This is a genomic window from Tistrella bauzanensis (assembly GCF_014636235.1).
Taxonomy (GTDB): Bacteria; Pseudomonadota; Alphaproteobacteria; order Tistrellales; family Tistrellaceae; genus Tistrella; species Tistrella bauzanensis.
In genome coordinates this window covers 1-631 of record NZ_BMDZ01000214.1, presented here as the reverse complement: position 1 = coordinate 631, position 631 = coordinate 1, and the positions used below count along the sequence as shown (strand labels likewise).

Below are 631 nucleotides of genomic sequence, written 5' to 3'. Positions count from 1 at the left end.
CCGTAACCCCGCACAAGCACCCTCAAACGACGCTGGCAGACGGGGAAAGGGGCCAGATAGATGGATTTTTCCGCAGCCTGTTAAAGCCGGTGGCAATGATCGCGCCATCCTTGTCGACAATCGCGGCCCCAACCTGGCGCGACAGATCCAGGGATCGTGCCGCGGCGGTCCCGGCAATTGCCATCGCATACTCCGAGACAGACGGTGTCACCCAGGGTGAGCCCAGAAGCGCATCGCATATGCGTTCGATCTGCTGCCCCAGATCCCGGCCATCAACACTGCTCATGGATATGAACACGTCAGCCAGAGCCAGCGTATCGCGCACATTCTGGCCGTGCTCATTCTCCTCGTCGGCATCGTCACGCGCGATCAGCTGGTCCGCGCGCCGCCCGCTGTCCTCAGACCCACCGATCTGCCCAGCCTGCTCATTAAGCTGCCGTATCAGATACTCCTTGCGCTTCCTCGGTGACGCCACGCAGCCAACGGCAATGAATTGCGTGCCATAGATGCCGCGCAACAAGGCCACCTCTTCGGGGCGTTTGAGAGAATGAATGACATAGGAGGCTGTTGCCGAATGCCCGCTACCCATGGTTTGACGCCGTCTGCTGACGGCTTGGGAGCTTGGCGGGGG

1 pseudogene is annotated in these 631 nt (G+C 61.2%); it reads right to left on the bottom strand.

Annotated elements, in window-relative coordinates:
* Positions 1-22: 22 nt before the first annotated feature.
* Positions 23-631, bottom strand: a pseudogene (locus IEW15_RS25640) (hypothetical protein); the annotation flags it as partial.